This is a genomic window from Marinomonas flavescens (assembly GCF_004352835.1).
In the GTDB taxonomy this organism is placed as follows: Bacteria; Pseudomonadota; Gammaproteobacteria; order Pseudomonadales; family Marinomonadaceae; genus Marinomonas; species Marinomonas flavescens.
Map to the genome: position 1 here is coordinate 174,267 of NZ_SJSB01000002.1, position 23,021 is coordinate 197,287.

The 23,021-nt window shown below is 44.2% G+C and carries 25 protein-coding genes; 13 read left to right on the top strand and 12 right to left on the bottom strand.

What is annotated here, in order from left to right; all coding sequences use genetic code 11:
* The first annotated feature begins 319 nt into the window (after positions 1 to 319).
* A complete protein-coding gene (locus E0D70_RS02905; RefSeq protein ID WP_133010776.1) occupies positions 320 to 973 on the top strand; it encodes a metal-dependent hydrolase in 654 nt (217 codons plus the stop codon).
* Positions 974 to 988: 15 nt separating this feature from the next.
* Here the strand turns inward: E0D70_RS02905 and E0D70_RS02910 are convergent, their stop codons facing one another.
* From E0D70_RS02910 to polA, 4 genes are all read right to left on the bottom strand, one after another.
* Complete coding sequence (locus E0D70_RS02910; RefSeq protein WP_207923188.1) at positions 989 to 1,687, bottom strand: transposase; 699 nt, start codon at positions 1,685 to 1,687, stop codon at positions 989 to 991.
* Between the two features lie 124 nt (positions 1,688 to 1,811).
* Positions 1,812 to 2,447 carry a hypothetical protein gene (locus tag E0D70_RS02915; protein WP_133010777.1) on the bottom strand — a complete coding sequence of 212 codons (636 nt, stop codon included), beginning with the start codon at positions 2,445 to 2,447 and terminating at the stop codon, positions 1,812 to 1,814.
* A gap of 118 nt (positions 2,448 to 2,565) precedes the next feature.
* A complete protein-coding gene (locus tag E0D70_RS02920) occupies positions 2,566 to 2,766 on the bottom strand; it encodes a DNA polymerase (protein ID WP_133010778.1) in 201 nt (66 codons plus the stop codon).
* Positions 2,767 to 2,894: 128 nt separating this feature from the next.
* On the bottom strand, positions 2,895 to 5,630 hold the full coding sequence (gene polA / locus E0D70_RS02925; RefSeq protein WP_133010943.1) for a DNA polymerase I: 2,736 nt from the start codon (positions 5,628 to 5,630) through the stop codon (positions 2,895 to 2,897).
* A gap of 275 nt (positions 5,631 to 5,905) precedes the next feature.
* Between polA and E0D70_RS02930 the strand changes: the two genes are divergently transcribed.
* The 9 genes from E0D70_RS02930 (at position 5,906) to E0D70_RS02970 (ending at position 14,013) form a co-directional block, all read left to right on the top strand.
* Positions 5,906 to 6,862 (top strand): homoserine kinase, encoded by a 957-nt coding sequence (locus E0D70_RS02930; protein ID WP_133010779.1) that lies wholly within the window; start codon positions 5,906 to 5,908, stop codon positions 6,860 to 6,862.
* 4 nt (positions 6,863 to 6,866) lie between these two features.
* Entirely contained in the window at positions 6,867 to 7,433 is a 567-nt protein-coding gene (locus tag E0D70_RS02935; protein ID WP_133010780.1) for a DUF1007 family protein, read from the top strand.
* 58 nt (positions 7,434 to 7,491) lie between these two features.
* Positions 7,492 to 8,127: a LysE family translocator gene (locus E0D70_RS02940; RefSeq protein ID WP_133010781.1), complete on the top strand. Its 636-nt coding sequence runs from the start codon at positions 7,492 to 7,494 to the stop codon at positions 8,125 to 8,127.
* Positions 8,128 to 8,382: 255 nt separating this feature from the next.
* Entirely contained in the window at positions 8,383 to 8,994 is a 612-nt protein-coding gene (locus tag E0D70_RS02945) for a MarC family protein (RefSeq protein ID WP_133010782.1), read from the top strand.
* 163 nt (positions 8,995 to 9,157) lie between these two features.
* Entirely contained in the window at positions 9,158 to 10,075 is a 918-nt protein-coding gene (locus E0D70_RS02950) for a nickel/cobalt transporter (protein WP_133010783.1), read from the top strand.
* On the top strand, positions 10,075 to 10,566 hold the full coding sequence (locus E0D70_RS02955) for a Fur family transcriptional regulator (protein WP_133010784.1): 492 nt from the start codon (positions 10,075 to 10,077) through the stop codon (positions 10,564 to 10,566). The genes E0D70_RS02950 and E0D70_RS02955 overlap by 1 nt, the downstream gene beginning before the upstream one ends.
* Positions 10,563 to 11,348: a zinc ABC transporter ATP-binding protein ZnuC gene (gene znuC, locus E0D70_RS02960; protein ID WP_133010785.1), complete on the top strand. Its 786-nt coding sequence runs from the start codon at positions 10,563 to 10,565 to the stop codon at positions 11,346 to 11,348. The genes E0D70_RS02955 and znuC overlap by 4 nt, the downstream gene beginning before the upstream one ends.
* Positions 11,349 to 11,375: 27 nt before the next feature.
* On the top strand, positions 11,376 to 12,170 hold the full coding sequence (znuB, locus tag E0D70_RS02965; RefSeq protein WP_133010786.1) for a zinc ABC transporter permease subunit ZnuB: 795 nt from the start codon (positions 11,376 to 11,378) through the stop codon (positions 12,168 to 12,170).
* Positions 12,171 to 12,381: 211 nt separating this feature from the next.
* The gene (locus E0D70_RS02970) at positions 12,382 to 14,013 is read left to right on the top strand and encodes a methyl-accepting chemotaxis protein (RefSeq protein WP_133010787.1); all 1,632 of its coding nucleotides are present in this window, start codon (positions 12,382 to 12,384) and stop codon (positions 14,011 to 14,013) included.
* 6 nt (positions 14,014 to 14,019) lie between these two features.
* Here the strand turns inward: E0D70_RS02970 and E0D70_RS02975 are convergent, their stop codons facing one another.
* The 8 genes from E0D70_RS02975 to E0D70_RS03010 all read right to left on the bottom strand — a co-directional run bounded on the left by E0D70_RS02975 (position 14,020) and on the right by E0D70_RS03010 (position 18,557).
* Positions 14,020 to 14,490: a DoxX family protein gene (locus E0D70_RS02975; RefSeq protein WP_207923190.1), complete on the bottom strand. Its 471-nt coding sequence runs from the start codon at positions 14,488 to 14,490 to the stop codon at positions 14,020 to 14,022.
* Positions 14,491 to 14,513: 23 nt separating this feature from the next.
* Positions 14,514 to 15,278, bottom strand: a complete 765-nt coding sequence (locus E0D70_RS02980) for an HvfC/BufC N-terminal domain-containing protein (RefSeq protein ID WP_133010788.1) — start codon at positions 15,276 to 15,278, stop codon at positions 14,514 to 14,516.
* Positions 15,262 to 16,179: an MNIO family bufferin maturase gene (gene bufB, locus E0D70_RS02985; RefSeq protein WP_133010789.1), complete on the bottom strand. Its 918-nt coding sequence runs from the start codon at positions 16,177 to 16,179 to the stop codon at positions 15,262 to 15,264. The genes E0D70_RS02980 and bufB overlap by 17 nt, the downstream gene beginning before the upstream one ends.
* A gap of 20 nt (positions 16,180 to 16,199) precedes the next feature.
* Positions 16,200 to 16,475, bottom strand: coding sequence for a BufA1 family periplasmic bufferin-type metallophore (locus tag E0D70_RS02990; protein WP_133010790.1), 276 nt, complete (start codon positions 16,473 to 16,475; stop codon positions 16,200 to 16,202).
* Between the two features lie 136 nt (positions 16,476 to 16,611).
* On the bottom strand, positions 16,612 to 16,797 hold the full coding sequence (locus tag E0D70_RS02995; protein ID WP_133010791.1) for a zf-HC2 domain-containing protein: 186 nt from the start codon (positions 16,795 to 16,797) through the stop codon (positions 16,612 to 16,614).
* The gene (locus tag E0D70_RS03000; protein WP_133010792.1) at positions 16,794 to 17,426 is read right to left on the bottom strand and encodes an RNA polymerase factor sigma-70; all 633 of its coding nucleotides are present in this window, start codon (positions 17,424 to 17,426) and stop codon (positions 16,794 to 16,796) included. The genes E0D70_RS02995 and E0D70_RS03000 overlap by 4 nt, the downstream gene beginning before the upstream one ends.
* A gap of 94 nt (positions 17,427 to 17,520) precedes the next feature.
* Positions 17,521 to 17,994 carry a hypothetical protein gene (locus E0D70_RS03005; RefSeq protein WP_133010793.1) on the bottom strand — a complete coding sequence of 158 codons (474 nt, stop codon included), beginning with the start codon at positions 17,992 to 17,994 and terminating at the stop codon, positions 17,521 to 17,523.
* Positions 17,991 to 18,557, bottom strand: coding sequence for a gamma carbonic anhydrase family protein (locus tag E0D70_RS03010; protein WP_133010945.1), 567 nt, complete (start codon positions 18,555 to 18,557; stop codon positions 17,991 to 17,993). Before E0D70_RS03010 ends, E0D70_RS03005 begins: the two co-directional genes overlap by 4 nt.
* A 226-nt stretch (positions 18,558 to 18,783) precedes the next feature.
* Between E0D70_RS03010 and prlC the strand changes: the two genes are divergently transcribed.
* The 3 genes from prlC to E0D70_RS03025 all read left to right on the top strand — a co-directional run bounded on the left by prlC (position 18,784) and on the right by E0D70_RS03025 (position 22,882).
* Positions 18,784 to 20,814, top strand: a complete 2,031-nt coding sequence (gene prlC, locus E0D70_RS03015) for an oligopeptidase A (protein ID WP_133010794.1) — start codon at positions 18,784 to 18,786, stop codon at positions 20,812 to 20,814.
* Positions 20,815 to 20,903: 89 nt separating this feature from the next.
* Complete coding sequence (locus tag E0D70_RS03020; protein ID WP_133010795.1) at positions 20,904 to 21,164, top strand: YheV family putative zinc ribbon protein; 261 nt, start codon at positions 20,904 to 20,906, stop codon at positions 21,162 to 21,164.
* Between the two features lie 281 nt (positions 21,165 to 21,445).
* A complete protein-coding gene (locus E0D70_RS03025) occupies positions 21,446 to 22,882 on the top strand; it encodes an NCS1 family nucleobase:cation symporter-1 (protein WP_133010796.1) in 1,437 nt (478 codons plus the stop codon).
* Positions 22,883 to 23,021 lie beyond the last annotated feature (139 nt).

The window sequence follows — 23,021 nt, forward strand, 5'->3', positions numbered from 1 at the left end:
AAATACTTTAAAATCAATGGCTTAAAAAACATTTCCCAGCGAAAACGGATGAGCATCTTGAACCACCTGTTTCCCTCTAAAATGCGATGGACTATCAACGCAGATTGTTCTGCCTTCAAGCGTAGAAAGTAAGATTATTCAATTAAGGAAGGTAAGGAAGCCTCGAAACTCGCTTATTACTCTTTACTGGAAAGGGTAGGACCTTTTACGGATTGATGCACAGACCTCATGCCCCGATTCCTGTAGCATACGCGCACCAAAATCCACTGTCAGCTCAGTCTGACCCTACCTTATTTCATCGAAACAAGGACAGCGCCAGATGGCCAATTTTAATACCCATGTTACCGTTGCTGCCGCAATCAGTGCGCCATTGGCAGCCGGTGCTTTTATTATGGGTTTTGCTAATATGAACGAAGCAATTTTTTATGCTTTAGCAGGAACGTTAGGAGGACTGCTGCCCGATATCGACGCCGATGAATCCATTGCTATTCGGTTAGTCTTTCGACTGTTTGGCGCCTTAGCTGCGGGTTTGATCATCGCAGTATGGGTGCACCAATTACCTCACTGGCAAGTACTCGCATGGGCCATTGCTGGCTACCTCGTTGTGCGCCTCCCAATACAATGGGTATTTGAACAACTCACCATACATAGAGGAACATTGCATAGCTTACTGGCCAACGTCATGTTTGCCGCTATCGCCGTGCCCATTGCTTTTCACGTATTTGACCTTAGCGCGAAAACCGCATGGGGCATTGGAGCCTTTATCTTCATAGGCTCAACCATACACCTGATACTCGACGAGCTATACAGCATCGAACTATCAGGCATGCGCATCAAACGCTCCTTCGGCACCGCACTCAAACTCACCGACTGGGGCGAGCCACTGGCATCGCTGCTATTAGTATTAGTGTGTGGTTTAGGTTACTGGCTAAGCCCAACGCCAGATGCTTGGGTGTCTGCTTTTGCTGGGTAAAAGGGGTAAAAGGGGTCAGATCCCTTTTTTCTTTTTAGGGGGACGACCTCGATGATCTTGCCCAACTTTTTGTTGCAACTGCGCTTCTATTTTTCCTTTAAAGTAGTTATCACCGAGTGGTGTCCCTGTCTGCCACGCATTGCGTATAGAGGTAGATTCTTTAATGTCAGTTGGATGCTCAAACATAGACAGGTAATTACAAACTCTCGTTTGGTTGTTTATGCCTAGGGAGTTATAAATTGGGTGAGTTGTGATAAACGAAAACTGTTTTGTTCCGCAGTTATGAAGGAAGCTAGACCACCGATATAAACTGGGATGCCCTACTATATTTGCTCTAACGGGATTAAGTTCAATGTAGCGCATGACGGCTAAGAAATAACGGTCCGATTGCACTAAGCTACTTTTAAATCGTCCCTCCCAAATAGAACCACTGCGTCCGTATTTATGGTTGATAAAAGGTACATAGCATCGGCCAATGTGTTGCATAAACTGACTAACAGCAGCGCCATATTGAACAGTTAGAAGAATATGAACGTGATTGGTCATCAAGACAAAAGCATGAATAGCAACATCGTATTTGATGGCAGCTTCTTTCATCCAAAAAGCATACGCCTTGTAGTCTTCATCCTCAAAGAATACGGGGTCACGAGATGCGCCACGTTGAACAACATGCACCGGAATTTCGGGTAAAAAGAACCGAGGTTTTCTTGGCATCTTTTCCTCCTTGAAGAGAAACCAACGAATGTAGAACCATCATACTTATTCTAGCCTAAAGTATTAAAAAGGGGTCAGATCCCTTTAAAATAAGTCCAATGTCAGTTACAACTTTATCAGGCGTTTAAGGGATCTGACCCCTTTTAGTCCTTTTAGTCTCAGGTTGGTTAAGTGTTTCTAGTTCTTTAGTAATATTATTTAAGGAGTTATGTATTTTTGAAAAAATAGTGTTATTTCTTCCTTTTAAAGCATCTGAAATATCGGTGCTAACACTATTTGAGCTATTAACACCTTCTAAATAGCGTATATCTAAGATAGATATGTCCTCACCATGCCTCCTGCGTAATGGCGATTTGAATCTATATTTAGCTGAGACCTCTAAATCTACCGGTATTGCTTCTTTCAGGCCTGCAAATTGGCCAGCCCAGTATCTTAACTCACGGCCAGCGGTTAAATGTCGAATAGTGTGATTGAAATTGTCGTTTTTATTTGTATCTGCTTTTTCTATGCCAAATCTTTTTATTGGAATTGGTACAGAAAAAGTTAGATCTCTAGCTGCTGACCCTCCATTATTTTTAATAACTAGATCAATGATTGTACCTACATCTGGATTGGGTTCGTAGTAGATAGCAATCGAAGGTTTTGCTTGTCTGTAAAGTGCGTGGTAGGCAATAGCGACTGCGGAAAAGGTAATAAGTGGGCTTAATATGAAAAATACGAACTGTAAAATTGGATTGATTTCTTGAAAGTTAATATCCATTTAGATCTACTCCGCAATTATAAAAAGGGGTCAGATCCCTTAAAAATAAGTCCAATGTCAGTTACAACTTTATCAGGCGTTTAAGGGATCTGACCCCTTTTTAGTCCGCTATTAAGTTCTAATGCGCTTCGTCCCAGTTGTCCCCAATCCCTGCTTCTACTAATAATGGCACGTCGATTTTGCTGCTGTTTTCCATGATGTCTGTGATTTTAGCTTGGGCGGCTTCTAGGTCTTTTTCGGCCACTTCGAAGATGAGTTCATCGTGTACTTGCAGGATCATTTTCACGTCTAGTTCTGTTGTGGCGAGCCAGTCGTGCATTTTAATAAAGGGGTCAGATCCCTTAAAAATAAGTCCAATGTCAGTTACAACTTTATCAGGCGTTTAAGGGATCTGACCCCTTTTTAGTCCGCTAAACTAGAGTAGCACTTGTCTTAGTGCGCTTCGTCTTAATGCGCTTCGTCCCAGTTGTCTCCAATCCCTGCTTCTACTAATAATGGTACGTCGATTTTGCTGCTGTTTTCCATGATGTCTGTGATTTTCGCTTGGGCGGCTTCTAGGTCTTTTTCGGCCACTTCGAAGATGAGTTCATCGTGTACTTGCAGGATCATTTTCACGTCTAAGTCTGTGTCGGCGAGCCAGTCGTGCATTTTGATCATGGCACGTTTGATGATGTCGGCGGCAGAGCCTTGCATCGGGGCGTTGATCGCGGTGCGTTCGGCGGCTTGGCGCATCATGGCGTTTTTCGCTCTGATGTCTGGCAAGTACAGACGACGACCGTAGATGGTTTCCACAAAGCCTTTTTCTTTCGCGCCTTCGCGGGTGTTTTCCATGTATTGCTGTACGCCGGGGTAGCGTTCGAAATAGCGTTTGATGTATTTCGCGGCTTCAGGCCGGCTAATATCAAGTTGTTTCGCTAGACCGAATGCAGACATGCCGTAGATCAAGCCGAAGTTGATGGCTTTGGCACGGCGGCGTTGCTCTGTGGTCACTTCGTCTAGGCTGACTTCGAAGACTTCTGCTGCTGTGGCTTTATGCACATCGGCGTCTTTGGTAAAGGCGTCGAGCAAGCCTTTGTCTTGTGACAAATGCGCCATGATGCGCAATTCGACTTGGGAGTAATCGGCTGCGAGTAGTTTGTAGCCTGTTGGTGCGATGAAGGCTTGGCGAATACGACGACCTTCGGCCGTACGAATCGGGATATTTTGCAAGTTCGGATCAGTCGACGACAAACGACCGGTCGCGGTGATGGCTTGGTGATAAGAGGTATGAATGCGGCCTGTTTTTTGGATCATTTCTGGTAGTTTGTCGGTATAAGTCGATTTTAACTTAGACAAGCTTCGGTGTTCCATGATCAAACGAGGCAGTTCATAGTTCTGTGCCAGCTCTTGCAGGATAGGTTCCGCAGTAGAAGGTTGGCCTTTTGGTGTTTTCTTGATGATGGGCAAACCTTGCTTCTCGAACAAGATAACTTGTAGCTGCTTCGGAGAGCTTAAGTTAAAACTCTCGCCGGCTTCTTCGTGAGCTTTTATTTCTAATTCTTGTAGCTTGGCGCCAATCTCAGCACTTTGTAGGTGTAGCAATTCTGGGTCGATCAAAGCGCCGGTTTGTTCCATTTTTGCCAAGACAGGAATCAACGGACATTCGATGTCTTTAAAAATACTCACCAATTCTGGTGTTTTTTCGACTTGAGGCCAAATGGCTTGGTGAAGACGCAAAGTAATGTCGGCGTCTTCTGCCGCGTAAAAAGCCGCTTGTTCTAGATCAATTTCGTTAAAGGTCTTTTGCTTTTTGCCTTTACCTGCAAGCTCTTCAAAACTGACACAAGTGTGTCCGAGGAATTTCTTCGCTAAGGTATCCATGTCGTGACGTGAACTCACTGAGTTGTACACGTACGATTCCAGCATGGTGTCGTAGGCAATACCACGCAATACAATGTCGTAGTTATTCAAGACGTTAGCGTCGTATTTAAGGTGCTGGCCGACTTTTGCTTGGCTGTCGTCTTCTAGCCAAGGTTTCAGCTGTTCTAATACCCAAGCGCGATCAAGCTGCTCTGGTGCGCCTTCGTAATCGTGGGCAAAGGGAACGTACGCGGCAACGCCTGCTTCTACTGAGAAAGACACGCCGACCAATTCTGCTGCCATGTAATTTAGGCTAGTGGTTTCGGTGTCGAAGGCGGTGAGTTCCGCGTTTTGGATTTTCTCCAGCCAAACGGCGAAGGTCTCTTTATCCAATACCGTGGTGTAGTCTGCTTCAAGGGTAGAAGCGACGGGTACCGCTACTTGGCCATCTGTATTAAGCGTGTCACTGGCGGTTTCAACGCTTGGCGCTTGGTCAAGTTCGGCCACCCAGCGTTTGAATTCCAACTTGGTAAACCATTCTTTTAGCGTGTCTTTATCGGCTTCTTTGTTTTGCAATTCGAGAGAATTAAACGGCAGTTCGACATCACATTTGATGGTCGCTAGCGTGTAAGACAGCTCGGCCATGTCTTTGTTGTCGGCCATTTTTTTCGCCAAGGTTTTCGAACCACGAAAACCCAGTGCAGCGATGTCGTCTAGACGCGTGTAGATCTCTTTGATGCTACCCAAGCCTTGCAGTAGCGCGAGGGCGGTTTTTTCGCCCACGCCTGGTACGCCAGGAATGTTATCGACCTTGTCGCCCATCAGTGCGAGGTAATCGATGATGAGTTCTGGCGGGATGCCGAATTTGTCTTTTACGCCCTGAATGTCCATCACGGTGTCATTCATGGTGTTGACCAAGGTGACCTTGTCGGTCACTAACTGAGCCATGTCTTTATCACCCGTCGAAACAACCACTTCGCGACCGGTTTCGCCCACTTGTTTGGCAATGGTGCCGATGACGTCGTCGGCTTCTACGCCATCGATGATCACCAAGGGTAAGCCCATGGCTTCAACCATGCGGTGAATCGGTTCGATTTGTGGGCGTAAGTCATCCGGCATTGGCGGACGCTGCGCCTTGTATTCGCTGTAAATCTCGTCGCGGAAGGTTTTTCCTTTGGCATCAAAGATGATGACCATTGGAGAATCTGGGTAGCTCTTGATAAGACTGCGGATCATGCTGATCACACCGCGGGTGGCGTTGGTTGGTTGGCCGTCGCTGGTGCTCATCGGTGGAATCGCGTGGAATGCGCGGTAAAGGTAAGACGAGCCGTCTACCAGAATCATCGGTGAAGTGTGTGTCTTAGAATCGGTAGCCAAAATGAAACCTCTGTATGAATCGGCGATTATTGGCGCCTATTCTAAGCACTTACGAGGATTTTTTCAGTCTAAATTCGGTATTCATTTTTAAATGGCGTATTTCGCCATTATTTGTGAATACGATAAAATCCTAATAGAAAGTAACAATATCGGTCTGTTCGAATTGACCTTTTGCTGCTTATTGTGGAGCATAGGCGTTTTCTTAATCGCTCTATCCCCTTGACGATCAATAGGTAGCAAACTTGGCTGTTTACACTTCCCTCTCGGACTCTGACATGAAGGCCCTAGTGGCTGATTATTATTTAGGTGAATTGGTTTCGTACCAAGGTATCTCTGGTGGTGTCGAAAACACCAATTATTTTCTAAACACCACCACGGGCAAATACGTTCTTACCTTATTTGAAGAGTTCGAATTTGACGAAGTGCCTTACTTTTTAGACGTGGTAGCGCACCTTAAGCACAAAGGCTTTAATGTGCCAGCGGCATTGATCGACATTCATGGCGAGCGTTTACGCGTGGTAAAAGATCGCCCAGCCATTATTGTGGATTGTTTCCCCGGTGATGGCCTAGAAAACACCAGTGTAGAAAGCTGCGGTTTGATTGGGTCTGCCTTGGCGCAATTGCACATAGCCGGCGAAGATTTCCCAGAGAAACGAGAAAGTCATCGCGGTGAAACATGGTGGAAAGCTACCAGTCAGGCGCTTGCCCCTGAATTAGAGCCAGAGCAGGCAACGCTTTTATTGTCACAAATCGAGGCTTTTGACGAGTTTGTCACGCAGCATCCTGATCTTCCTAAAGCGACGATTCATGGCGATTTGTTTTTTAACAACACCTTGTTCGAAGGTGATCAGCTATCGGCGATTATCGATTTTTACAATGCCAGCTATTCTTGGGTAATGTACGACTTAGCGATTGTGGTGAACGATTGGTGTTCTGATATTAATACCGGTGAGTTGGACATGGAAAAATACCGTGCCTTGCTACACACCTACATTCATGAGCGCCGCCCTAATGCTGAAGAAATTCTTGCTTGGCCACATATGTTACGTATGGCTGCGGTGCGCTTTTGGTTGTCTCGCCTTGAAGCGTGGCATGGCGCAAAAGGGGACCCCGAGCGTTTGGCACAACAGCATGATCCAAAAGAATTTCAGCGTATTTTAGAAGCGCGTGTGCGTTATGCACCTGCGCTAATGGAGTAATCACGTGTTTCGTTTGATTGGGGTTTTATGGTTTGCGCTACTTGGCGCGAACTCGGCGTTGGCGCATCCGCACATTTGGGTGGATGTTCAATACCAAGCGGTTGTTGACTCACCCGTCGTAAAGAGCCTGAACGCGACTTGGTCTTGGGATTTGTTTACCTCAGTTAGCTTGCTTGAAGCTTACGACGACAATGGTGATGGGCAGTTTACCGGTAACGAACGAACCGAGTTGTTAGAGGGATTACAAAACCTCAAGAAAGACGATTACTTTGTTCATCTAAAGGTGGCAGGTAAGGCAATAAAGCCCAAATCCGTCACCATTACCGATTTTGGTATGAAGAACAAAATGCTATGGTTGACGCTTAAAGTTCGCTTGGCGGAGACGGTTAATTTAGAAAAAACGACGTTAAGTATGGCATTTGGTGATCCTGAGTATTACTTTGCTATGGTGCCATTGGAAGAAGGTTTGTTGCGTCTATCGGGCGCCTTGGCAGAAAGTTGTACGCCAGCAGATTACGATGCTAAAGAGCAAGGCATCGAAACCTGGATCCATTTGAGTTGTCAGCCTTAACGGGTTTTATCCCTACTGATTATTACCGCTAACATTGCCGTTAAACTGGAGAGTCTAGATGCTAGAGCATTTTCACTGGTTGCCGTTCTTGGCTGCTATTACTGTACTGACCATGAGTCCGGGAGTGGATACGATTCTTGTTATGCGTAATGCCGCTGCGGGTGGTTGGCGTTTGGGCTTCTTAACCAGCTTAGGAATTTGCATGGGACTGTTTGCTCATGCGACGCTATCAGCGCTTGGGTTGTCGGTGATCTTATTAGGCTCAGCCAACTTATTTACGGCGTTTAAACTACTGGGTGCAGCGTATTTGGTGTATTTGGGGGTGCAAGCGATTCGCAGTGCGATGAAGCCAACGGGCATGTCCTTTAAAGACACCAAACCAAGTAAAACGTTAACCGCGTGGAGCAGTTTTCGCCAAGGTATCTTGTCAAATGTATTGAACCCCAAGCCGATTATTTTCTACATGGCGTTCTTGCCACAGTTTATTGACCCAAATCATTCTGCCTTAGCACAATCTCTTTTTATGGCGTCGCTGCACTTTATTATTGCGATGACATGGCAGACGTTTCTGGCTGTTATGGTACATAAAGCACGAGTTTGGCTGGCTCGACCAAAAGTAGCTCAAGTATTAGATAGCGTTACGGGCGTATTGTTACTGAGCTTTGGCGTTAAGCTTGCTCTGACCCAGCGTTAATGGCTCGATGTTGCTGATGATAGCCGATATAGCTGCTTTGCGTTTATATCGGTTTTCTTTTTTTTAGCTTATTTAAACATCGTTTTTTGGCGTTATTTTGCTAGAATTATCGCGTCTACGGAGACGACTTCTAGACGAATATTTAAGACGCCACAAGCGTACTAAATTAGGTAGGCCTTAATGATGACCTCGCAAGGCTTGAGATAAACTGGTAATCAGCTTATTCGCAGATTACTTTTTCTGGTACTTCCCTAAATGAGCTTATTAATCTCGATTTGGATTAAATTCTTTTTCTTATTTGCCCCGTTCTTTGTGCTATCTATGTTTTTAGCGCTGACTCGAGGTGAAACGTCTACCGTTAGAAGGCAAGTGGCAAATAAAGCCATTATTGCGTCTGTGGTGATTTCCTTTGTGCTATTTTTCTTTGGCAGTAGTTTGTTTTCTGTCCTAGGCATCACCTTAGATGCGTTTCGTATTGGTTCAGGCGTATTGCTGTTTTTATCTGCGTTGAGTTTAGTCAGAGATGGTACGAGAAATCACGCAGTAGGCATGCCTAGCGAAGAACGAGAAGATGTGTCTGTTGTGCCATTGGCTGTGCCTATTATTATTGGTCCTGCTACCATAGGTACTATTTTGGTTTATGGTGCTGAGCTTCATGGTTGGGATATGATTCTTGGCCTGTGCGGTTTGTTGTTTGCACTTGGGTGTCTATTGTTCTTATTGTATTCCGCTTCTTTGATTGAACGTATGTTGGGTCGTACAGGATTAAATGTATTATCAAAAATAACCGGTCTTATTTTGGCGGCCATGGCGGCACAAATATTTATGAGCGGTTTAATGGGCTTTTTAAAACCTGTTGTAGGCTAAACAAGTGACATAATTTATACCCCTGATTATGTCGATACCATTTTTAGCAGTGAGTAACCCCTGTTAAATACGCTTCTAAAAAGGCGTTTCTCTATTTGGGCTTCTTCTTGATTTTGTTTTGTTATAGCATAACAAACAATATTTAATTTAAGAGAGTTGCACCATGGCGAGAAACGCCGTTCTTTTCTTTTTTACCTGTCTTTTCTGCGTCGCACCTGCCTACGCAGCAATAAACTTTCTTGGTTATGATTCGTTTATTCACTGGATTGTATTTGAACAAGTGAGTTGGCACCGCCAGCTTGCTAAGTCAGTACAACAATTGAGCCAAGATGGTAGTCCTGCTGTGTTATGGAGTTTGGTATCAGCCAGTTTCATTTACGGTATTTTTCATGCAGCCGGGCCGGGTCATGGCAAGGCGGTGATTTCGGCTTACATGCTCGCGAGTAAAGCCCCATTACGCCGCGGTATTAGCTTGTCTTTTTTATGTGCTGCGGCGCAAGGTTTGATGGCAGTACTATTAATGGTGATTGTCGGGCAGATATTTTCCTTGGCAGGACAAGCGATGCAGATTAGTCGTTTTTTTGAGCTGGCAAGTTTTGCCGCAGTCGGTTTGATTGGGGTATGGATGTTCACTCGGTTGATGCGCGGTCAATCTAGTTGTGGTCATGATCATTCTCACGACCACGACCACGACCACGACCACGACCACGACCACGACCACGACCACGCAGTCGAAGAGCAAACCGCCGATCGTCGTAGTATCATTGCCATGGTATTAGCCGTGGGAATTCGTCCTTGTAGCGGTGCCGTGTTGGTGTTGCTATTTTCGATGAGCGCTGACATTTTTCACTGGGGAATATTGGCCACATTAGCGATGTCTTTAGGAACCGCGATAACAGTCGCAGTTCTTGCTGCGGTCAGTGTTATTGTTCGTGACAGCAGTTTTTTAATGGGTGGCAAACAAGGCATATGGCGACAAAGATTGTCCCGAGGTTTTGGTTTTTTTGCCGCTATTGTATTGATCATTATCAGCATCTCTATGATGTGGAGTTACAGCAGTAATGCAGGAAGGGTCTTCTAATGAGTGAAGAACATCACCCACATTCGGGTCACGATCATAATGATTGTATTGATGCCGCGCTAGAAACAGCTGAGCTGCTTTGTGCCGAGCAAGGGCAGCGTTTGACTAAGGTCCGTCGTCGGGCATTAGAGTTAATTTGGGAAAGCCATCGTCCATTGGGTGCGTATCAGTTATTGGCAAAATTGGCCGAAGAAGGATTTAACTCGGCACCTCCAACTGTTTATCGTGCGTTGGATTTTTTATTGGCCGCAGGCTTGATTCATAAAGTTGAATCGATGAATGCTTTTTTAGGTTGCGCTCATGCGGATAAAGCGCACAAAGGCTACTTTTTGATTTGCGATGAGTGTCATAACGTTATGGAGTTTGATTACCAAGATATTCACGCGTCTTTAATTGCTAGAGCCGCTGAACAAAACTTTGAGCTGCGTTCCGAAACGATTGAACTCACTGGGCTTTGTTCCGTGTGTAAAACGGCGGGGGCATCTGTATGAGCCAGCGTTTAGTTTCGTTCGATAAGATTGGCATTGATTTTGACAGTCGTGTGCTATTAGACAACATAGACATGACGATTGATGCCGGCGAAATCGTTACGTTGATTGGTCCTAATGGCAGCGGGAAAAGTACGCTTATTCGTATCCTGTTGGGGCTGCAAGAGCCGACACGAGGCAAAGTGGTTCGCGATAAAGGACTGCGTATTGGTTATATGCCGCAAAAACTGCATATTGACCCGACACTGCCGCTAACGGTGAAGCATTTTTTGGCGCTGGTACGTCATGTGGATAAAAAAAACATTCTTCCCACGTTAGAAAAAGTCGGCATTGCTCATCTACTTAACGCCCAAGTTCAAGTGTTATCTGGTGGTGAAACTCAGCGAGTGTTGTTAGCTCGTGCCTTGTTAAACAATCCAAATTTATTGGTCTTAGATGAGCCTGTGCAAGGCGTGGACGTAAACGGTCAAGTCGAGCTTTATAATTTGATTGAAGGTATTCGTAACGAGCTTCATTGCGGAGTATTGATGGTGTCTCATGATTTACATTTGGTGATGGCAAAAACCGACACTGTGGTTTGTATTAATCAGCACGTGTGCTGCTCAGGTAGCCCTCAACATGTAACTGGGCACCCAGCTTATCAAGCATTATTTGGCATTCCTGGCGCAGATGAATCGATCGCTATTTATGCTCATCAACACGATCATGTTCACAATGAACAAGGCAGTATTTTATCTGATGATGACGATGCTCATTCGCATTGTTCTCACCAAGAAAAGTCTTAACCGCATAGCTTTGGAGCAAACGGTACCATGTTAGAGTTTTTAATTAGAGCCTTGTTAGGTGGCTTGGGCGTAGCGGCGGTTGCTGGCCCGCTGGGAGCTTTTGTCGTATGGCGCCGTATGGCGTATTTTGGCGACACATTAGCGCATTCCGCTTTATTAGGTGTGGCGTTAGGCTTTCTATTCAATATTAATTTGAATCTTGCCATTGTGGTCTTATGTGTTGGCTTGGCTGCAATTTTAGTGACGCTACAGAAAAAACAAATTATTGCGACAGACACCTTGTTGGGTATTTTAGCTCATTCATCCTTATCGTTAGGGTTAGTGGCCGTGAGCTTTCTTGATAATGTGCGCATCGATTTGATGGCCTATTTGTTTGGTGATTTATTGGCCGTCAGTCAAACCGATCTGTATTGGATTTATGGCGGTGGTATTTTAGTCTTAACGCTATTAGTTACTTTTTGGAAGCCGCTATTGGCTGTTACGGTCAACGAAGAGCTTGCTAAAGTGGAAGGCTATCCCGTTGAAGCGATTCGCTTGTTGCTTATGTTGCTGGTGGCTTTAGTGATTGCGGTCGCGATGAAGATTGTAGGGGTCTTGCTGATTACCTCATTAATGATCATACCTGCTGCCACGGCGCGTAAATTATCTAATACGCCGATTCAAATGGCGACTATTTCGAGTTTTATTGGCTGTCTGGCTGTCTGTGGTGGTTTGTGGGCCTCTTATCGCTGGGATACTCCAACGGGCCCAAGTGTCGTGGTCTGTGCCGCTCTGCTCTTCATAATTGCTTACAGCTCACCCTTTAAACGTCGGTCTGCCTGAGTTCATACTAATCTTTCATTTTTCTTCTATTTTTTGAAATAAAGTCATTCTTAATAATTCATTAGAATGACTTTATTCTCCTTTTCGTTGATATCTGTAATGAAATCCTGCTTAGTTACGACATATACTATGTTTAGAACAATCGAAATATTTACTTTGTTTATAGGTTTTTTTGACTGGTTTTTATCTATTTTAAGGTGTGGAGAGTTATATGCAGGTTTTTTCAACCATTCGGGGACGCCTTTGGGGAAGTTATCTAATTTTGTTTGTTTTAATGCTGTCGGTGATTGGTTTTTCAGCCACACGTTTTCAGTCATTGTCGAGCAATATCAAAGATATCGTGGGCGAGAATACGGCGCTAGTTGAATTGACAGGCGAGTTGAATGTCAATGCAGAAAGTCTTGCTAGTCGCATTCTAATGCTCTTTGTATTAGAAGACAGAGATGCTCGAGTCGCTATTTATAAAGAGATAGATGAACGAAACCGAATGTTAGATACGAGCCTTGCAAAAATGCAAAATCTCGTCAAATTGCCAGAAGATAAGCAAATTGTTGAGAAGCTTAAATCTCAGCGGGCGGTTTACCAAAAAGCACTTCAAGACACGGTAGAAGCTCTAGAAATTGGCGAATTAGATGACGCTAGAAAGCTAATGGCGGGTCCAACACGCGATGATTTACAAACATTTCTAAATGAAACGGCTGTGTTTTCTGAAAGGCAGCAAGCTATTATTCAATCAAAACAACAGAGCATATTATCAGAATCTGAATCGGGTATTTGGTTTGTGATTGGTGAAGGTATTTTAGCCTTGATCATTGGTGTTGTGATGTCTGTGTTGATCACCCGAAGTATTGTTAAACCATTGGGACAAGTAGTTAGCTTGCTGGACAGTGTGGCTAAAGGGGACTTATCGCATAGCATTTCTATTAAGCAGAAAGGCGAAATTGGTCAATTAGTTGATAGTGTTATTAGCATGCGTGCAAGCCTGGTTGGGGTAATAGATAAAATTGATCGCAGCGCCCAAACGGTTGTCAGCGCGGTCAAAAACATACGATCTAGTATGGAAAACGTGCAGCAAGGATCTAATCAACAGCAAACAATGGTGAATGATATCCATAGTTCGGTTGGAGAGTTGTCAGAGGGTGTTACAACCATGGCAGAGCACGTTACCGTGTCTCGAAACCAAGCGGAAGCAGCCTATCATTTAGCACAACATGGTAAATCTGTTATCACTTCTGCAGCCAAAGATATTACCTCCGTTGCTACCTATATTGAAGAAACCTCTCATTCTGTCGCCAAACTTAAGGAAAGTGCTTCAACGGTATCTAACTTGGTGAACAGTATTCGTAATGTGGCAGAGCAAACTAACTTGTTAGCACTGAATGCCTCTATCGAAGCGGCGCGAGCAGGTGAAACGGGTCGCGGTTTTGCTGTGGTCGCTGATGAAGTAAGAAATCTAGCAACGAGTACCGCAGAAGTAACTGAATCTATCGATAAAGTTATAACGGATATTGGTGGTTTATCTGTTCAAATCTCTGATGAAATGACCAAAGGGCAAGAGAAAATGCGCCTGGGTGTTTTGCAAATAGAAGAGGTTGTTCTTCCGTTAAGCCAGCTAGAATCGGACTCGGCAGTATCACTAAAAAGTCTTGATGAACTTTCTCAGTTAGCTCAACAGCAAGCAAGAGAGGTGAACGATATTGCGAATCATACGACGCTAATCGCCGAAGTGACGGTGAACAACGGTCAGACCTCTCTTCGCTTGAGTAAATTAACCGATGATTTGTTTGATGCAGCAGAGCAAACTAAAGAAGCGACATCTATCTTTACTTTGCCTGCTAGCTAGACGCTTTTAGCGTTTAGATATTAAGTGATCAAGAGAAAGAACCCCTGCGCCGCGATACATGAGCGCTAATGCAATAGCGAGCCATGTGGCGTGGGTTGGGTAAGCATCTGGGTAGATAAAGATTTGGATGACCAAAGTCATACCAGCCAGACCTAGAGCGGCGAATCGAGTGAAAAAACCAGTCAGAATCAGAATAGGCAGAACATGCTCGGCTATCGCCGCTAATAAGGCGGCAATGGCAGGAGAAAGCAATGGTAGGTTGTATTCGTATTCAAAGAGAAACAGGGTGGATTCTTTTAAATGCGGCCATCCTAATTGAATATGCCCACTTATAATATCCAGTGCAAATCCCTCAATTTTAGTTTGTCCAGATTTCCAAAATACTGCCGCAATCGCAAATCTCGCGATAAAAAGTACCAGCGACTCAGGAATTCGACGAAACAAAGCATCACTTTTAGATAAGATTAAAGACAGCATTTTTTACCCTCATGGTTTTATTGTTACTCAGCTTTTATGGGCTGAACAGCAATGTAGGAAATTAATTTCCATTCTATTAATTTGGCTAACGTAGCCCCAAGGTCGAAATCATTCGAGTCAGGCAGTGCTTCTTCTAGGCTTTTGTTCTGTAACAACTGTTTGAAAAAACGGGCTTCTTCATAGCTAATGACATGCAGTTGAGCGATTAAATGAGATTTGGCTATCAACAAATACTCACACTCATTAATTGCCACCTGATTTAAGCGTAAACGACCGTCGTTACGATGGGCTTGATAAAGTGAGCCAATGGCAAAAGGGGACGTTAGTAATTGTGTTGTTGGCGGTAAACTTAAATACAGCTCAGAGGGATCTTCTGCCTGAGCAAAGGCCGTTGCTACCTCTTCGTGATCTAGCGTGCGGTATTCTGCATCATTGGTTAGAGTCAGCAAATTGTATTCTAGAGCTGCTAAGTCAGCGAGAAAGGGTAACGTTTTAGCTGGGTCAAATTGGCGAATGAAATCTGAAAAAAAATGACCATATTCGCTGATAATAGGGGATTCTGGAGGCGAAACCAGTAAGTACTGCTTAGCCATAGCACGAAAGAAGTCGTCTCCAACTAAGGCCTGAGTCACGGGAAATATGTCGGCTAATGCATCGATCAAGGATACGACTACGTTGTTACGATATACGTTAAGTCGAATTTCTTTTTCTTGCATCGTTTGAGCGTCGATTTCACGATAAAAACGTGTGTCATCCGTCAACAGTGCAGCTTTAAATTCGTTGTTCATAGCGACTCTCACTTTCCATTAGTACGTTTTGTCGAATGGTATCGGCATAGCGTGCTTCGGCTAGTAATTCAGACAGCAGGGGAAGATTACCATCGCGTTCAATTAACGTCGGACTGGCAAGATTCAATGAATTAAGTTGGCGACATGTATGTTGATAAAGCGTCCATACATCATCAGATACAGGTTCATCATGGCTGTCTATTTTCAATGGCAATATGGTGTTGCCGTCTACCGTATGACCGGCAAGATGCATTTGTCCTACCGCATCGAGTGGGAAGTCATTGAGATAGTCATAAGGGTTGGTCCTGTTATTAAAACAAGATACCTCCACATTATTTATATCCAGTAATAATCCACAGCCTGTGCGTTTAGCAATCTCACGGATGAAGTCAGTCTCGCTCATGTTGCTGCGCGTGAAGGAAAAATAGGTTGAGGGGTTTTCAAGTAAAATTTGTCGTTGTAGACACTCTTGTACTTGCTCAATATGTCGACATACACGATCTAATGTTGGGCGATCATAAGGAACAGGCAATAAATCATTTAAGAACTGGCTGTAGTGTGTTGACCATGCTAAATGTTCTGAAAAAATAGCAGGTTGAATCTCGTCGACCAAGGTGGCAACGCGTTTTAAATGTTCAAGATCAAGCGCTGTTTCACCGCCAATAGACAACCCAACACCATGTACGGTGAGAGGGTAATGTTCACGAATTTGATGTAAATAATGGCGAGCAGGCCCTCCTTTACTTAAGTAATTCTCCGCATGAATTTCAAAAAATCCTACCTCGGGTAAGTCGCTTAATATGCTTTGATAATAAGCAGGTTTTAAACTGATACCAGAGAGGGATGAAAAGGTCGAAGGAGGAAATTTCCCACCTTCGACTTTTGGAGTGAAACGAGACATAAGAATGCGCGTCCGTTTACTTAGAAAGCTTTCAATTGGCCGTGGCCAGTAGGGGATGTTTTAGAATCCATTTCTATGCAAGTACCGGCAGGAACGATTTTCCAAGCATTGGCTTGGTAGTCAGTTTTAGAGGTGCCTGCACAAGAAGTACCTGGGCCTGCAGCACAATCATTTTGACCTGCTAGAGCAACACCGAAACATTTTTCTTTGCTGGCGGCTTGTGCCGGTACTGACACAGCAGAAATAGCAACGGCAGTACCTAGAGCTAGAGCGAGAGATGCTTTTGTATTTTTCATTGGTGTATCCTCATTTTTTTAATAGTGTATCAAAGGGGTAACAAGCAAAACCGTTCGCCTTACTTGTGTTACCTATCTTTGACGTGAACGAAATGGTTTTTCTTACACAATATAATGAGAAAAATTAAAAAAAAAGTTATGTGGCGTCAGGATCTTGCGTATAACGTTTTGAAATTGAACGTAATTCTTCCATTTGTTGTGAGAAACGACGGCAGGGAGGGCAGATAGTTGTATGGACCCCTAAAGCGACTTTTTCTTTTGTATTGAGAGGACGGTCGAGTTTTTCTGATAAAAGTTGAGTCGCTTGATGGCAGCTCATCATGATGATTTCTCCTTTTGGTACCAACTGTCTTCTAAGCATTCTCTCAAACGTAAGCGGGCACGGTAAAGTGTCACGTTTAGATTGCTGACAGAAACTTCTTCGTTATGACAAATTTCAGCGGTGTCCATTTCGAGGAACTCGCGCATCATAAAAAAGCGGCTGTATTTTTCTGGGAGAGCATTCAAGCAGGCATCAAACACTCGCCAGAAATGCGCGTTTTCAACGCCGTGATCCGGGTTGTCCCACTTCTGAGGTCGTTCATTTTTTTGCCAATGACCGTGCTCGTTAAACAGTTTTTCAATCAACTCTTCACCATTTATATTTGGACCGTCTTCTAATTGACTGGCCGCAGTATGGCGTTTCTCTTTACGAAGTAAATCGATTAGTTTGTTCTTTAAAATTGAGAACACCCATGTTTTTAGTGCTGCTTGACGTGAAAATCGTTCAATATTTTGGTATGCAGAGAGCATCGCTTCTTGAACTGCATCTTCGGCAAGTTGTTCATCACGTACCTGTACGCGGGCGAATTTTATCATCTGGAGCCGAAGATCATTCATAAACTCGGCATTCAGAAAAATCCCCGCTGCATGTGAGTATCCTGCTTCCGAAGAAAGATTGGCGTTTGTCATTTAAGCCTCTGCTATATTGAATATTAGTTTTTTAGACTATGAATTAGCTCAAATGTTCTGGCGGAAGAAAGTTTTTTTTCAGTATATAAAATTACTATTTATTAAGTGCCGTGAATGCTTTGTTTATACTCTCTTTTGTATAAGGGGGTGAAATGCTACCAGCCAGTTGTTGGTGTTTATTGATCAGTAATAATAAGCCATGGTTATCGTTGTAGCCCACCTTGGTAACGATGGCGGAGGTTTCTTTATAAAACCTATTACTAGGTCGCAAGATCGCTTGGCCACTCTCTTCAAAAGCAGATACTTCGCCTTGGCAAATGGCATCACAAATAGCTGGCTGTAATAGAAGCCCATACCATTTATCTTTTTTTACTCCGGCGATACTTAATAGATTTGGTAAATCCCGCGGCTCTGGCAATAGGCTAATTTGTAATGCGGCTTGTTCTTGTTCAGACAGATGTGGTTCCTCGAAATAATTGCTAAAGGTTTCGCTTAGCCCACAGAGAATGCCTGCGACAGCGATAAGGGTAAAAATCCAAGCAGCCGTAGAGTTACTTTTGCGTTTCATTGTGTCTCTTTCTCTTTGTTGTTCTGACTTAGTTGAGTTGCTTCACTGAGGTATTCGTCTTTTAGTTTTACATAGTTAAGACCGGCATACTGGAAGTATTCAATCTCTTTTTCACTCAATGCTCGAGCTTGTTTGACGGGAGATCCTAGGTACAAATAACCAGACTCAAGACGTTTACCTGGCGGTACTAGCGAACCCGCACCGATAATAACGCGATCTTCAATAATAGCGCCATCTAGGATTGTGGTACTCATTCCAACTAATACCTTATTGCCAATCTGACAACCATGCAGCATGGCCATGTGGCCAATAGTAACATCGTCGCCAATAGTTAGCGGATGGCCGTCTGGTTTATAGGCGCTGGCGTGAGTGATGTGTAAGCAAGAATTGTCTTGAATGCTGGTACGTGCCCCAATGTGAATGTGGTGCATATCACCACGTATGGCAACCAAAGGCCAAACGGAGCTGTCTTCACCAATGACAACGTCACCAATAATCACAGCGCTGTCGTCAACCCAAACTCGCGCACCTAGTTGTGGCGTCTTACCACGAAACGATTTAATCACTGTAAAGTCTCTCTTTTATCGGACGTTCTGTGTGCAGTAAAGATGAACTATCGGCATGATAGTGATTTCATCATTGAAAAAACATAAATACCACATATCTTATTAGGTATAGATTGCTTTACATAAGGCCGCGAATGCGCGCCCTTAACCATTTTTATGAAACGCGATGCACAAGAGACCATGGTGGTCTTAGCGCGTTTTTCGCATAGAAGGATAACATGATATGTCACAGTCCGTATGGGATGCGACCAGCTTACCAATCTTTTCCAAAATTGATGTTACGAGCATTGAATCTGAGCTAACAGAGCGCTTAAGTAATACTCAAGCGGCAATAGATGCCTGTGTGAGTGAAAATACGAATCCAACTTGGGAAAGCTTGGTGTTGCCGTTGGACCAACTGCACGACGATCTCGCTAACTTCTGGTCACCGGTCAGTCATTTGAACTCAGTGAAAAACACCCCAGAGCTGCGTGAAGCCTACAATGCGTGTTTGCCAAAATTAACCCAGTACTACACGGATCTAGGTCAGAATAAGGTGCTTTATCAAGCTTATAAAACCTTGGCTGAAAGTGACGCCGCAAACGCATTGTCTGCCGCACAAACTGAAGCCTTGGTACAAACTATTCGTGACTTTGAATTATCAGGCGTTGGTTTAGAAGGCGACGCCAAAAAACGCTATGGCGAGATTAGCCAGCGTTTGTCTGAACTAGGCAGCCAATTCGGAGAGAATGTACTGGATGCAACTCAAGCGTGGAGCAAGCTAATTACCGATGAAAGTGAATTAGCCGGCTTACCAGACTCTGCGCTAGCACAAGCTAAGCAAATGGCAGCAGCGAAAGACAAAGAAGGTTGGTTGTTTACTCTGGATTTCCCTTCCTATATGCCAGTAATGAGCTACGCGGATAACGCGGCTTTGCGTGAAGAGATGTATCGCGCCTTTGCGACTCGAGCGTCCGATCAAGGTGGTGATATCAAGTTTAATAACGCGCCTCTGATCGATGAAATTCTAGCGCTACGCCACGAAATGGCTCACATTCTTGGCTTTGAAAACTACGCAGAGTTGTCGGTAGCGACCAAGATGGCAGACAACGGTCAGCAAGTAATCGACTTTTTACAAACCCTTGCGAAGCAGTCGAAAAGTTCTGCAGAACAAGATCTTGCTCAATTAACCGCGTTCGCTAAAGATGAAAACGGCGTGGCTGAATTGAACGCTTGGGATATGGGGTATTATGCAGAGAAATTACGCCAGCATAAGTACAGTATTTCCCAAGAAGAGCTTCGCCCTTATTTCCCAATGAACAAGGTGCTGTCTGGATTGTTTCACGTGGCACAAACGTTGTTTGGTGTGGATATTCGTGAAGAAAAAGAATTCGATAGCTACAACAAAGACTTACAGCTATTCACCATCAGTAAAGACGGGGCAGACATTTCTCGCTTCTATTTAGACCCTTATGCTCGTGAAGCAAAGCGCGGTGGTGCTTGGATGGATTCATGTCGAACACGTCGCCGTTTGAGCGACAATCGTTTACAGCTTCCTATTGCCTATCTAGTGTGTAATTTCACGCCACCGATTGGAGACAAGCCTGCGCTATTAACTCACGACGAAGTGACGACCTTGTTCCATGAATTTGGTCACGGTTTGCACCATATGTTGACGCAAGTCGATGTGTCTTCTGTGTCTGGTATTAATGGCGTGGCGTGGGATGCGGTCGAGCTGCCAAGTCAATTTATGGAAAACTGGTGTTACGAGCCGGAAGCTTTAGCGCACATTGCGGGTCACTATGAAACGGGTGAGCCATTGCCTGACGCTTTGCTAGAAAAAATGTTGGCCGCGAAAAACTTCCAATCTGGTATGCAAATGATGCGTCAGTTGGAGTTCTCTTTGTTCGATTTCCGTTTGCACATGGAATACAAAAAAGGCCTTTCTGTTCAATCTGTGATTGATGAGGTTCGTCGCGATGTTGCTGTCACGACGCCACCAGAATTTAACCGTTTCCAGAATGGCTTCTCGCATATTTTTGCGGGTGGCTATGCGGCCGGCTATTACAGCTACAAATGGGCAGAAGTGTTATCCGCGGATGCCTTCTCGAAATTTGAAGAAGATGGCATTTTCAATAAAGACACGGGTGCACGCTTCCGTGATACCATATTGGCCAATGGTGGCTCGCGTCCCGCAGCAGAATTATTTGCTGAATTTCGTGGTCGTGAACCAAGTACCGATGCTTTATTAAGACACAGTGGCATCGTCGCTTAGCTGTCGATAACGGCACACATAGCGCAGCGAATAACGAAATAGAAAAGTGGCGATTCGCTGCTTTTCTATAAGAGGCAATAGGCAATATTATGACAGTAAAACGCTTTATCGCAGGGGCTGTTTGCCCTCGCTGTAGTGAAATGGATAAGATACGCGCATGGCGTGATGATGACGCTGAAAAGCAATACCGTGAGTGTATTTCGTGTGGTTACACGGATGAGCAATCTACGGTAGTTCAGGCGCAACCAACCGAAATTCCAACGCGCGTGAATACGCCTCACAGCAGCGCGCCAGAAGCCGAAGAAGTAGTGATTAACTTTATTCCTAATCCAGGTATGACGAAGCACTAATTATCTTCTTGCAGCCAACGTTTTAAAAAGCGGACTCGTGAATAACGAGTCCGCTTTTTTTTCCTTCTATTTGTCCGAAATAATGCGCTCTCACGTTTTTTGCCAACTATTAGTGCATTTGCCATCAACTTAAGGTGAATGACCGCAACGTTTGCTATCGAAAAATCATAATAGTTAGCGATTTTCGCAGCTTATAGAGAAGATAAGTAAATGGCACGATAAATGCTTTTCATAAAGACATAATTCGAAACAATAATTTCAATTTGTCGAGGGAAGTAATAATGAATAAGCCACCAGAGTTAGAATATGACTCTCTTGCCCCTGTTGGAGCGCATGAGAAAACATGGAAGTGGTTTGAGATTTTTAATATTTGGGCCAATGACATCCAGAGCTTATTTGGTTATACCCTAGTCGCTTCTTTGTTTATTGCCTATGGAGTCACGGGCTGGACGGCGTTTGCTGGTTTGATTGTGGCTGGCTTGCTGGTTATGTTTTTGGTGAATATTTCAGGTAAGGCCGGTGTTGATTATGGAATTCCTTATCCTGTACTAGCAAGGGCTAGCATGGGAACACAAGGTGGGAAGTTACCTGCCATGCTGCGAGCCATTGTTGCGGTCTTTTGGTTTGGCGTGCAAACGTACTTTGCCTCGACAGCGTTGACTCTTTTAATCGTTACATTAACTGGTGCCTCGGGCGGTGAAAGCTACTTTGGAATGACGGGTATTGGTTGGTTATCTTTCTTGGTCGTTTGGCTTCTACAGATGATTATTTTTTCTCGCGGTATGGGTTGGGTTGGCAAATTCTTGAATTTAGCGGGTCCATTTGTATACGCCGTGATGATCGGTTTACTCATTGTATTGTGGCAAAAATCCGATGGAAAATTATTGAGTGCTGCGAACGGTATTTTTCGCCATGATGGGGCCACATTTGGCTCAGAGCTACACGGTTTTATTGCGATTGTAGGGACTATGGTCTCGTACTTTGCCGCCGTTATGATTAACTTTAGCGATTTCTCGCGATACGCTAAAGACAACAAGTCAATGAAGCTTGGTAATCTTGTCGGCTTACCATTGAATATGGTGGTTTTCTCAGCTTTAGCGTTATTGATTACCGCTGGAGCGGCTGTTGTGTATGGAGATCAATTAACAAATCCAACGGCTATTGTTGAGCGTGCTGACAGTACATTGTTAAGCGTAGTCGCAGCGATTACTTTTTTTGCCGCAACGGTCGGCATTAATTTGGTAGCCAATTTTATTCCTGCAGTGAATGGCATTGCTAATTTATCTCCAAAAACCATGACGTTTAAAAAGGCGGGCTTTATTACGTCAGCTTTCGCTTTAGTGATTGGCGCTTGCTGGACGAGTTTTATTAGTCAAGTGGGCATTGGTGCATTTGTGAATACTTTAGGCGCAACGCTAGCTCCTTTGTACGGCATTATGGTGGTGGATTATTACTTTGTGCGTAAGCAGAAGTTGAGCCTCAATGATTTGTACGATGAGAGCGAAAAAAGTGCTTATTTTTATAAAAAGGGTTGGAACAATACCGCTTTAATTGCTTTTGTTGTAGGCGCTGTTTTTTCCGTTTCAACGGTTTGGGTCGAAGCGTTGTCCGTGTTGTCTGGTTACGCTTGGTTATTAGGGGCTTTGCTTGGCGCGGTGGTTTATCGAGGTTTAACGCAACGGATTTTGAATGAACAAAAAAATATGGCGAGCGCTTAGGTTAGAGCTAGATAGCCTTGCGATAGAAGTTTGTTAGTTTTTTAGTAAATAAATAAAAACAAAAAAAGCGCATTGCCTCTCTCTTAGTTTCAAGAGGGGTAACGCGCTTTTTTTATAACGTAATCGCCGATAAGACAAA

Coding starts and splice junctions, on each gene's coding strand:
- E0D70_RS02905 (WP_133010776.1), top strand. CDS start 320: ATGGCCAATTTTAATACCCATGTTACCGTTGCTGCCGCAATCAGTGCG.
- E0D70_RS02910 (WP_207923188.1), bottom strand. CDS start 1,687: ATGCCAAGAAAACCTCGGTTCTTTTTACCCGAAATTCCGGTGCATGTT.
- E0D70_RS02915 (WP_133010777.1), bottom strand. CDS start 2,447: ATGGATATTAACTTTCAAGAAATCAATCCAATTTTACAGTTCGTATTT.
- E0D70_RS02920 (WP_133010778.1), bottom strand. CDS start 2,766: ATGCACGACTGGCTCGCCACAACAGAACTAGACGTGAAAATGATCCTG.
- polA (WP_133010943.1), bottom strand. CDS start 5,630: ATGATTCTGGTAGACGGCTCGTCTTACCTTTACCGCGCATTCCACGCG.
- E0D70_RS02940 (WP_133010781.1), top strand. CDS start 7,492: ATGCTAGAGCATTTTCACTGGTTGCCGTTCTTGGCTGCTATTACTGTA.
- E0D70_RS02945 (WP_133010782.1), top strand. CDS start 8,383: ATGAGCTTATTAATCTCGATTTGGATTAAATTCTTTTTCTTATTTGCC.
- E0D70_RS02950 (WP_133010783.1), top strand. CDS start 9,158: ATGGCGAGAAACGCCGTTCTTTTCTTTTTTACCTGTCTTTTCTGCGTC.
- E0D70_RS02955 (WP_133010784.1), top strand. CDS start 10,075: ATGAGTGAAGAACATCACCCACATTCGGGTCACGATCATAATGATTGT.
- znuC (WP_133010785.1), top strand. CDS start 10,563: ATGAGCCAGCGTTTAGTTTCGTTCGATAAGATTGGCATTGATTTTGAC.
- znuB (WP_133010786.1), top strand. CDS start 11,376: ATGTTAGAGTTTTTAATTAGAGCCTTGTTAGGTGGCTTGGGCGTAGCG.
- E0D70_RS02970 (WP_133010787.1), top strand. CDS start 12,382: ATGCAGGTTTTTTCAACCATTCGGGGACGCCTTTGGGGAAGTTATCTA.
- E0D70_RS02975 (WP_207923190.1), bottom strand. CDS start 14,490: ATGCTGTCTTTAATCTTATCTAAAAGTGATGCTTTGTTTCGTCGAATT.
- E0D70_RS02980 (WP_133010788.1), bottom strand. CDS start 15,278: ATGAACAACGAATTTAAAGCTGCACTGTTGACGGATGACACACGTTTT.
- bufB (WP_133010789.1), bottom strand. CDS start 16,179: ATGTCTCGTTTCACTCCAAAAGTCGAAGGTGGGAAATTTCCTCCTTCG.
- E0D70_RS02990 (WP_133010790.1), bottom strand. CDS start 16,475: ATGAAAAATACAAAAGCATCTCTCGCTCTAGCTCTAGGTACTGCCGTT.
- E0D70_RS02995 (WP_133010791.1), bottom strand. CDS start 16,797: ATGATGAGCTGCCATCAAGCGACTCAACTTTTATCAGAAAAACTCGAC.
- E0D70_RS03000 (WP_133010792.1), bottom strand. CDS start 17,426: ATGACAAACGCCAATCTTTCTTCGGAAGCAGGATACTCACATGCAGCG.
- E0D70_RS03005 (WP_133010793.1), bottom strand. CDS start 17,994: ATGAAACGCAAAAGTAACTCTACGGCTGCTTGGATTTTTACCCTTATC.
- prlC (WP_133010794.1), top strand. CDS start 18,784: ATGTCACAGTCCGTATGGGATGCGACCAGCTTACCAATCTTTTCCAAA.
- E0D70_RS03020 (WP_133010795.1), top strand. CDS start 20,904: ATGACAGTAAAACGCTTTATCGCAGGGGCTGTTTGCCCTCGCTGTAGT.
- E0D70_RS03025 (WP_133010796.1), top strand. CDS start 21,446: ATGAATAAGCCACCAGAGTTAGAATATGACTCTCTTGCCCCTGTTGGA.